Origin of the sequence: Streptomyces sp. UH6 (assembly GCF_013421635.1) — a bacterium.
Classification (GTDB): domain Bacteria; phylum Actinomycetota; class Actinomycetes; order Streptomycetales; family Streptomycetaceae; genus Streptomyces; species Streptomyces abyssomicinicus.
Window position 1 is genome coordinate 1 of the sequence record NZ_JACADT010000112.1, and the last position, 9,958, is coordinate 9,958.

The window sequence follows — 9,958 nt, forward strand, 5'->3', positions numbered from 1 at the left end:
ACGGCGGCGCGCACGTCGGCGCCACGGCCGGGCGGATGACCGACGTGGAGAGGAGAGAGGACTGCAATTACTTGCACGGTTTGCGTTAGGCTTGCGCTCATGACGCGACGACTGGCCCAGGTGGCGAAGAAGGTGGGGGTCAGCGAGGCCACGGTCAGCCGTGTCCTCAATGGCAAGCCCGGTGTCTCCGAGGCGACACGGCAGTCCGTGCTCACCGCGCTGGACGTCCTCGGCTACGAGCGTCCGACCCAGCTGCGCGGGGAGCGCGCCCGGCTGGTCGGCCTCGTCCTCCCGGAGCTGCAGAACCCGATCTTCCCGGCCCTCGCCGAGGTCATCGGCGGCGCGCTCGCCCAGCAGGGGCTCACTCCGGTGCTCTGCACGCAGACCAAGGGCGGCGTCTCGGAGGCCGACTACGTGGACCTGCTGCTCCAGCAGCAGGTCTCCGGGGTCATCTTCGCCGGCGGCCTGTTCGCGCAGGCGGACGCGCCGCACGAGCACTACCACCTGCTGGCGGAGCGCAAGGTGCCGGTCGTCCTCGTGAACGCGTCGATCGAGGGCCTGGACTTCCCCTGCGTCGCCTGCGACGACGCGGTCGCCGTCGAGCAGGCCTGGCGCCACCTGGCCTCCCTCGGCCACGAGCGGATCGGCCTGGTCGTCGGGCCGGACGACCACATGCCCTCGCGCCGCAAGCTGGAGGCCGCCCGGGCGTCCGCGAAGGTCATGGGCATGGAGCTGCCCGACGCGTTCGTGCAGCCGTCCATCTTCTCGCTGGAGGGCGGCCAGGCCGCGACCGCCCGCCTCCTGGAGCGGGGCGTCACCGGGATCGTCTGCGCCAGCGACCCGCTCGCCCTCGGGGCGATCCGGGCGGCCCGCCGCCGCGGGCTGTCCGTTCCGTCGGACGTCTCGGTGGTGGGCTTCGACGACTCGGCCTTCATGACCTGCACCGAGCCGCCCCTGACGACCGTCCGCCAGCCCATCGAGGCGATGGGCCGCGCGGTGGTCGACCTGCTGTGCGCGCAGATCGACGGCTCCCGATCCCCCCTGGGCGAGCTGCTGTTCGAGCCCGAGCTCGTCGTCCGCGGATCGACCGCGCCTCCCCGGACGCGCTGACCCCGCACCCCACCCGGCACCGGTGCCCTCCGCGTCTCGCGGGGGGCACCGGTGCTTTGTCGTGCCCTTGACGGTTTCATTGACAAACACGTCACGCAGTAGAAACCTCTCACTTCGACAACGCAAACAACTGACGGAATCACTCAAGAAGTTTGCTGGGAGTGGTCATCATGAGACGTGCACGTCCGATCAGGAGATTAGGGGTGGGTCTGCTGACGGCGGGCCTGCTCGCCGTCGGCCTGACGCCCGCGCCCGCGTACGCGGCGGACGACGGGCCCAACCTGGCGCTCGGCCGGGTGGCGACGGCCGGTGGCGCGCACGCCGGGTATCCCGCGACGAACGTCACCGACGGGAGCCAGCAGACCTACTGGGAGGGGCCGGCCGGATCGTTCCCCCAGTGGGTGCAGGTCGACCTGGGGACTGCGGTGGACCTGGACCGCGTGGTGCTGAAACTGCCCACGGGCTGGGAGGGACGCTCGCAGTCGCTCGCCGTGCTCGGCAGCTCGGACGGGAACTCCTTCACCCCGCTGGCCGCGGCGCAGCCGCGTGCCTTCGAACCGTCGGCGGCGAACACGGTCGCCATCGGCCTGCCCTCCGCCTCCGCACGCTTCGTCCGGGTGCAGGTGTCCGCCAACTCCGGCTGGAACGCCGCCCAGTTGGCGGAGCTGGAGATCTACGGCGAGGGGGACGGCGGCCCCGTCGACCCGCCCGTCGAGGGTACCGACCTGGCACGGAACAAGCCGGTCGAGGCGACGTCCACCACGCAGGACTACCGGGCGGCGAACGCCAACGACGGCGACACCGGCACCTACTGGGAGTCCGCCGGATTCCCGGCCTCCCTGACGGTGCGGCTCGGCGCGGACGCGGACGTGACGGCCGTGGTCGTGAAACTCCCCCCGGCGCAGGTGTGGGGTCCGCGCAAGCAGTCCTTCGAGATCCTGGGCCGGGCCGACGGCGCTTCGGCGTTCACCACGCTGAAGGCGAGGGCCGAGTACGCCTTCAGTCCCTCCTCGGGGCAGAACTCCGTGGTGGTCCCGGTGACCGGCCGGGTGGCCGACCTGCGGCTGACCTTCCACTCCAACACCGGGGCCACCGGCGGCCAGGTCGCCGAACTGCAGGTCGTCGGCAGGGCGGCGCCCCGCCCCGACCTCGTCGTCACCGACCTGTCCTGGTCCCCGGCGGACCCTTCGGAACGGGACGAGGTGACGGCGCGGGCCACCGTCCGCAACGCCGGCACGGCGACGTCCGCCGCGACCACGGTCGACGTCGCCGTCGAGGGCGCCGTCGCCGGTTCCGCGCCGGTCGCCTCCCTCCCGGCCGGCGATTCCGCGACGGTCTCCGTCCCGGTGGGCAGGCGTCCGGCGGGCTCGTACACCGTGTCGGCGGTCGTCGACCGGACGGACACCGTCGCCGAGCTGGACGACACCAACAACAGCCGCACCGCGGACGGGAAGCTGACCGTCTCCCGGGCCGCCGGCCCGGACCTGCGGGTCACCGGCATCACCACCGACCCGGCGTCACCGGCGGTCGGGGCGTCCGTCTCCTTCACCGTCGCGGTGAACAACCGCGGCACCACCGCCGTCCCGGCGGGCACCGTCACCCGTCTCACCGTCGACGGCCGGACCTTCGACGGCACGACCGGGGCCGTCGCCGCGGGAGCGACCGTCGCGGTGGCCCTCGACGCCACCTGGCGGGCCACCGGCGGCGGGGCCACCCTGACCGCCACCGCCGACGCCACCGCTCAGGTCACCGAGACCGACGAGGACAACAACGTCCTCGCCCGCTCCCTCGTGATCGGCCGCGGCGCCGCCGTCCCGTACGTCGAGTACGAGGCGGAGGACGGCGGTTACGACGGGACGCTGCTCACCGCGGACCGGCTGCGCACCTTCGGCCACACCAACTTCGCCACCGAGTCCTCCGGCCGGAAGTCGGTGCGTCTGGACGGCACGGGCGACCACGTGGAGTTCACCTCCCGCGACGCCGCCAACTCCGTCGTCGTGCGCAACTCGATCCCCGACGCGGCCGGCGGCGGCGGCCGTGAGGCCACCATCAGCCTGTACGCGGACAGCGAGTTCGTCCGCAAGCTGTCCCTGTCCTCCAAGCACAGCTGGCTCTACGGCAGCACCGACGACCCGGAGGGCCTGACCAACACCCCGGGCGGTGACGCGCGCCGGCTCTTCGACGAGTCCCACGCCCTGCTGACGAAGACCTATCCGGCCGGCACGAAGTTCCGCCTCCAGCGCGACTCCGGCGACACGGCCGCCTTCTACGTCATCGACCTGATCGACCTGGAGCAGGTCGCCGCCCCGTCCGCGAAGCCCGCCTCCTGCACCTCGATCACCGAGTACGGGGCGGTGCCCAACGACGGCATCGACGACGCGGACGCCATCCAGCGCGCCGTCACCGCCGACCAGAACGGCACGATCGAGTGCGTGTGGATCCCGGCCGGCCAGTGGCGTCAGGAGAAGAAGATCCTGACCGACGACCCGCTGAACCGCGGGCAGTTCAACCAGGTGGGCATCCGTGACGTCACCGTCCGCGGCGCGGGCATGTGGCACTCGCAGCTGTACTCGCTCACCCCGCCGCACCAGGCCGGCGGCATCAACCACCCGCACGAGGGCAACTTCGGTTTCGACATCGACGACAACACCCGGATCTCCGACATCGCCGTCTTCGGCTCCGGCACCATCCGCGGCGGCGACGGAGGCGCCGAGGGCGGGGTCGCGCTCAACGGGCGCTTCGGCAGCGACACGAAGATCAGCAACGTCTGGATCGAGCACGCCAACGTCGGCGCCTGGGTCGGCCGCGACTACGGGAACATCCCCGAGCTGTGGAACCCGGGCGACGGTGTGGAGTTCACCGGCGTGCGGATCCGCAACACCTACGCCGACGGGGTCAACTTCGCCAACGGCACCCGCAACTCGACGGTCCACAACTCCTCCTTCCGCAACACGGGCGACGACGCCCTGGCCGTCTGGGCCAGCAAGTACGTCAAGGACACCTCGGTCGACGTCGGCCACGACAACCACTTCCGCAACAACACGGTGCAGTTGCCCTGGCGCGCCAACGGCATCGCGGTCTACGGCGGTCACGGCAACACGATCGAGAACAACCTGGTCTCCGACACCATGAACTATCCGGGGATCATGCTGGCCACCGACCACGACCCGCTGCCCTTCTCCGGCCGGACACTGATCGCGAACAACGGCCTGTACCGCACGGGCGGCGCCTTCTGGAACGAGGACCAGGAGTTCGGCGCGATCACCCTGTTCGCCCAGGGGCCGGACATCCCCGGCGTCACCATCCAGGACACCGACATCCACGACTCGACCTACGACGGCATCCAGTTCAAGACGGGTGGCGGCGCGATGCCGGACGTCAAGGTCACCGGGGTCCGCATCGACGGGTCGGTCAACGGCTGCGGCGTCCTCGCCATGTCCGGCGCGCGGGGCAGCGCCACGCTGACCTCGGTGACCATCACCGGTTCGGCGGAGGGCGACGTCTGCGTCGAGCCCGGTTCGCAGTTCGTCGTCAACCGCCCCTGACCCCGGCCCTCGCCGGTGCGGCGGTCCGCCCCTTCCCCCCGGGCCGCCGCACCGGCTCCTCCTTGCGCACCCCCGTTGCACAACCCCCTCGAGCACGTCCCTGAACGACCCGCAGTGCACGACCCCACCGAGCCGGTCGCGCGTCCCCCGGTGCGCGACCGAGGAGCGAGGATTCGCATGGACATCCGCACAGGGAGATCGCGGTGGCTCAGCGCCGTGGTCGTGGCGAGCCTGCTGGGGCTGGGCGGTCCGCTGACCGCCGCCCGGGCCGCGGGCGGGCCGAACGTCGCGCTCGGCGAGACCGCGTCGGCGAGCAGCTCGCACGCCGAGTACGCGGCGCGGAACATCACCGACGGCGACCAGGGCACCTACTGGCAGAGCGCCGGAGCGAACCTGCCCCAGTGGGTGCAGGCGGACCTCGGGACGGCCACCCTCGTGGACGAGGTCGTCCTCAAGCTGCCGGCGGGCTGGGAGAGCCGGAACCAGACGCTCTCCGTCCAGGGCAGCGCCGACGGCACCAGCTTCACCACCCTGAAGACCTCCGCCGCCTACACGTTCGCCCCGGGCACCGGCAACACCGTCACGGTGTCCTTCCCGGCCGCCCGGACACGGTTCGTCCGCGTGGACATCACCGCCAACACCGGCTGGCAGGCCGCCCAGCTCTCCGAGCTGGAGGTGCGCTCGGCCGACGAGTCCTCCGTCGACCTCGCCGCCGGGCGCACGCTGACGTCGAGCAGCCACACCGAGGTGTACACGGCGGGCAACGCCAACGACGGCAACCGGGCCAGCTACTGGGAGAGCGCCAACGGTGCTCTCCCGCAGTGGCTCCGGGCCGACCTCGGCGCCTCCCGGGCCGTCGACCGCGTCGTGCTGAAGCTCCCGGCCGGCTGGGAGGCCCGCAGCCAGACGCTGAAGATCCAGGGCAGCACCGACGGCACGGACTTCACCGATCTGACGGCCTCGCGGGCCTACGCCTTCGACGCCTCGAACGACAACACCGCGACGGTCTCCTTCGACACGGTCACCACCCGCCACGTGCGCGTCCTGGTCACCGCGAACACCGGGCGCCCGGCCGCCCAGATCGCCGAGCTGGAGATCTACGGCCCGGCCTCCGGCGACACCCGGGCACCGACCGCGCCCTCGGGCCTGGCCTTCACCGAGCCCGACACCGGGCGGATCCGGCTGACCTGGAACGCCGCGAGCGACGACACCGCCGTCACGGCGTACGACGTCTACGCCAACGGGGAGCTGCTGACCAGCGTCGCCGGTGACGTCACCGCCTTCACCGACGACCGCCCGGCGAACCAGACCGTGTCGTACCGCGTGCGCGCCCGGGACGCGGCCGGCAACCAGTCCGGCGACAGCAACACCGTCACCCGTCTCGGTGACGGCGGCGACACGCAGGCCCCGACCGCCCCGGCGAACCTCGCGTTCACCGAGCCCGAGGCGGGCAGGGTCAGGCTCACCTGGACGGCCTCGACCGACGACGTCGGGGTGAGCGGGTACGAGATCTACGCCGACAACGTGCTGCGGGGGACGGTGGCCGGGAACGTCACCGTCTGGACCGACACCCAGCCGGTGACGAACACCGTCACCTACGCCGTCCGGGCCAAGGACGCCGCCGGCAACCGGTCGGGCGAGAGCAACCGGGTGACCCGCGACGGCAGCGGCGGCAGCGGCTCCGAGCTGGCCGCCGGCAAGCCGATCGAGGCGTCCTCCACGGTGCACTCGTACGCCGCGGCGAACGCCAACGACAACGACACCGCCACCTACTGGGAGGGCGCCGGCGGCAGCTACCCGCAGACCCTCACCGTCCGGCTGGGCGCCGACGCCGACCTGGACCGGCTCGTGCTCAGGCTGAACCCGGACCCCGCGTGGTCCGCCCGCTCCCAGACCATCGAGGTCCTCGGCCGGGCACGGAACGCCTCGGCGTTCACCACGCTGGTGGCCGCGAAGAGCTACGCGTTCGGCCCGGCGGGCGGCAACACGGTCACCGTCCCGGTCACCGGCCGCGTGGCCGACGTACGGCTGCGGTTCACCGCCAACACCGGGGCCCCGGCCGGGCAGCTCGCCGAGTTCCAGGTCGTCGGCGTCCCCGCCCCCGCCCCCGACCTCGTCGTCACCTCCCTGACCACCTCGCCCGCCGCACCCGTCGAGACGGACGGCATCACCGTCGCCGCGACCGTCCGCAACGACGGACCGGCCGCCGCGCCCGCGAGCACGGTCGCCCTGCGCCTGGGCGGCACCAAGGTCGCCACCGCGCGGACCGGGGCCCTCGCACCCGGGGCCCAGGCCACGGTGGAGGCGTCCGTGGGCACCCGTGCGGCCGGTTCCTACGAACTGGGCGCGGTCGCCGACGAGGCCGACGAGGTCGCCGAGCGGAACGAGACCAACAACACCCACACCCGGCCCTCCCCCCTGGTCGTCAAGCCGGTGGCCGGACCTGACCTGGTGCCCGGCCCGGTGACCACCACGCCGTCCAGCCCGGCCGCCGGTGACGCCGTGACCTTCACGGTGCCGGTGCGCAACCAGGGCACCGAGGCCAGTGCGGCGGGCGGCCACGCCGTCACGCTCACCCTCCTCGACGACGACGGGTCCACGGTCAGGACCCTGACCGGTGCGCACACCGGGGTCGTCGCCGCCGGCGCCACCGTCGAGGTGACCCTCGGTCCCTGGACCGCGGCCGACGGCTCGTACACGGTGCGGACCACCGTCGCCGCCGACAGCGGCGAACCGCCCGTCAAGCGGGAGAACAACACCTCCACCCAGCCCCTCTTCGTCGGCCGCGGCGCCGACATGCCGTACACCACGTACGAGGCGGAGGACGCCGCCGTGGGCGGCGGCGCGAAGGTGGTCGGCCCCAACCGGACCGTCGGGGACGTCGCCGGTGAGGCGTCGGGACGCAAGGCGGTGACCCTCGACGCGACCGGTGAGTACGTCGAGTTCACCACCCGTGCCGCGACCAACACCCTGGTGGCCCGGATCTCCGTCCCCGACGCGCCGGGCGGCGGCGGCATCGACACCACCCTCAACGTGTACGTCGACGGCGTCTTCGCGAAGGCGCTGCCGGTGACCTCGAAGTTCGCCTGGCTGTACGGGGCGGAGACCGCGCCCGGCAACAGCCCGGGCGCCGGCGCCCCCCGCCACGTCTACGACGAGGCGCAGCTCCTGTTCGGCGAGACCCTTCCCGCGGGCAGCCGGATCCGCCTGCAGAAGGACGCGGCCAACTCCGCCGCCCACTTCGCCGTCGACTTCGTCGACACCGAGAAGGCCGCCCCGGCCGCCAACCCCGACCCCGCCGCCTACGCCGTTCCGGCCGGCTTCACCCACCAGGACGTGCAGAACGCCCTCGACCGGGTCCGGATGGACACCACCGGCAAGCTGACCGGCGTCTACCTGCCGCCGGGCGACTACGCGACGTCCGGCAAGTTCCAGGTGTACGGCAAGGCCGTCAAGGTGGTCGGCGCCGGGCCCTGGTACACGCAGTTCCACGCGCCCGCGACGCAGGAGAACACCGACGTCGGCTTCCGCGCCGACGCGACCGCCAAGGGCTCGCTCTTCAAGGGCTTCGCCTACTTCGGCAACTACACCTCGCGCATCGACGGGCCCGGGAAGGTCTTCGACTTCTCCAACGTCTCGGACATCACCGTCGACGACATCTGGAACGAGCACATGGTGTGCCTGTACTGGGGCGCCAACACCGACCGGGTCACCATCAAGAACTCCCGGATCCGCAACATGTTCGCCGACGGCGTCAACATGACCAACGGGTCGACGGACAACCTGGTCACCAACAACGACGCCCGGGCCACCGGCGACGACAGCTTCGCGCTGTTCTCGGCGATCGACGCGGGCGGCGCCGACATGAGGAACAACGTCTACGAGAACCTGACCTCGACCCTCACCTGGCGGGCCGCGGGCGTCGCCGTCTACGGCGGGTACGACAACACCTTCCGCAACATCCGCATCGCCGACACCCTCGTCTACTCCGGGATCACCATCTCGTCGCTGGACTTCGGCTACCCGATGAACGGCTTCGGGACCGGCCCCACCACCTTCGAGAACATCTCCGTCGTCCGGGCGGGCGGCCACTTCTGGGGCAACCAGACCTTCCCGGGGATCTGGGTCTTCTCCGCCTCGAAGGTGTTCCAGGGGATCCGGGTGAACGACGTCGACATCGTCGACCCGACGTACAGCGGCATCATGTTCCAGACCAACTACACCGGCGGGCAACCGCAGTTCCCGGTCAAGGACACCGTCTTCACGGACGTCTCGATCACCGGGGCGCGCCGCAGCGGCGATGCCTGGGACGCCAAGTCGGGCTTCGGCCTCTGGGCCAACGAGAAGCCCGAGGAGGGCCAGGGCCCCGCCGTCGGCGAGGTCACCTTCAACTGCCTGCGCATGAGCGGCAACGCGCAGGACGTCCGCAACACCACCACCACCTTCAGGATCGACGTCAACCCGTGCTGACCTGACCCGGAGGTTTCCGGCGCCCGCCGCCTCGCGCGGCGGGCGCCGGTCGCGTGGCGGGCACCGGCCCCGTGGCGGCCCGCGCGGGATCCGGTGGCCCGCGCGGGATCCGGTGGCCGGAAATGCACGGGCGCCCGCCCCGCAGGAGGGGAAGGAACCCGGTATGGCATCCCTACCGTCCGCACGCCCCTCCGCGCCCGCCCCACGCGCCCTGACGCTCGCGGCGGCCCTGCTCACCGGGACCGTCGCCCTCTACATGACCCTCGTCGCCTTCGGGAACATCACCGATTTCGGTACCAACCAGGCGTTCGTCCGGCATGTGCTGGCCATGGACACGACGTTCAAGGATCCGGACCTGATGTGGCGGGCCGTCACCGGCGAGCGGCTCCAGGACGCCGCGTACGTCCTCGTCATCGTCTGGGAGAGCGTCGCGGCGCTGGTCCTGCTGTACGGGACGTGGCTCTGGTTCCGGCGCGAGCGGCCGCGGGCCCGGCGGATCAGCACGTACGGGCTGCTGATGGTGATGCTGCTGTTCGGCGCCGGCTTCATCGGGATCGGCGGCGAGTGGTTCGCGATGTGGCAGTCCGAGCAGTGGAACGGGCTGGACGCCGCGACGCGGGTCTTCGTGATGAGCGGCGTCGTGCTGATCGTGGACCACCTGCCGTTCGCAACGGCCGCCGAGGAGTAGCCCCCGGAAGCGGGCGCGGTGGTGGTGCCGGTGCCGATGGCGGTGCCGGTCCCGGGTGCGATGATCGACCGCCGGCCGGCCACTCGTCGGCCGCCGCCCCGCACCGGACCCGCCGAGGAGCACCTCATGCGCGCGCTGCCCGCAC

The 9,958-nt window shown here is 72.1% G+C and carries 4 protein-coding genes; all 4 read left to right on the top strand.

Annotation, left to right across the window (positions count from 1 at the left end; genetic code table 11):
• The first annotated feature begins 99 nt into the window (after positions 1 to 99).
• On the top strand, positions 100 to 1,110 hold the full coding sequence (locus HW445_RS09215) for a LacI family DNA-binding transcriptional regulator (RefSeq protein WP_180220536.1): 1,011 nt from the start codon (positions 100 to 102) through the stop codon (positions 1,108 to 1,110).
• 170 nt (positions 1,111 to 1,280) lie between these two features.
• Positions 1,281 to 4,655 carry a CARDB domain-containing protein gene (locus HW445_RS09220; protein ID WP_180220537.1) on the top strand — a complete coding sequence of 1,125 codons (3,375 nt, stop codon included), beginning with the start codon at positions 1,281 to 1,283 and terminating at the stop codon, positions 4,653 to 4,655.
• Positions 4,656 to 4,832: 177 nt separating this feature from the next.
• Positions 4,833 to 9,125 carry a discoidin domain-containing protein gene (locus tag HW445_RS09225; RefSeq protein WP_180220538.1) on the top strand — a complete coding sequence of 1,431 codons (4,293 nt, stop codon included), beginning with the start codon at positions 4,833 to 4,835 and terminating at the stop codon, positions 9,123 to 9,125.
• A 163-nt stretch (positions 9,126 to 9,288) separates the two neighbouring features.
• Complete coding sequence (locus HW445_RS09230) at positions 9,289 to 9,813, top strand: DUF2165 domain-containing protein (protein WP_180220539.1); 525 nt, start codon at positions 9,289 to 9,291, stop codon at positions 9,811 to 9,813.
• Positions 9,814 to 9,958: the final 145 nt, after the last annotated feature.

Bases quoted from the DNA above. Each gene is read 5' to 3' on its own strand.
- HW445_RS09230 (WP_180220539.1), top strand. From the start codon at position 9,289: ATGGCATCCCTACCGTCCGCACGCCCCTCCGCGCCCGCCCCACGCGCC.
- HW445_RS09220 (WP_180220537.1), top strand. From the start codon at position 1,281: ATGAGACGTGCACGTCCGATCAGGAGATTAGGGGTGGGTCTGCTGACG.
- HW445_RS09225 (WP_180220538.1), top strand. From the start codon at position 4,833: ATGGACATCCGCACAGGGAGATCGCGGTGGCTCAGCGCCGTGGTCGTG.
- HW445_RS09215 (WP_180220536.1), top strand. From the start codon at position 100: ATGACGCGACGACTGGCCCAGGTGGCGAAGAAGGTGGGGGTCAGCGAG.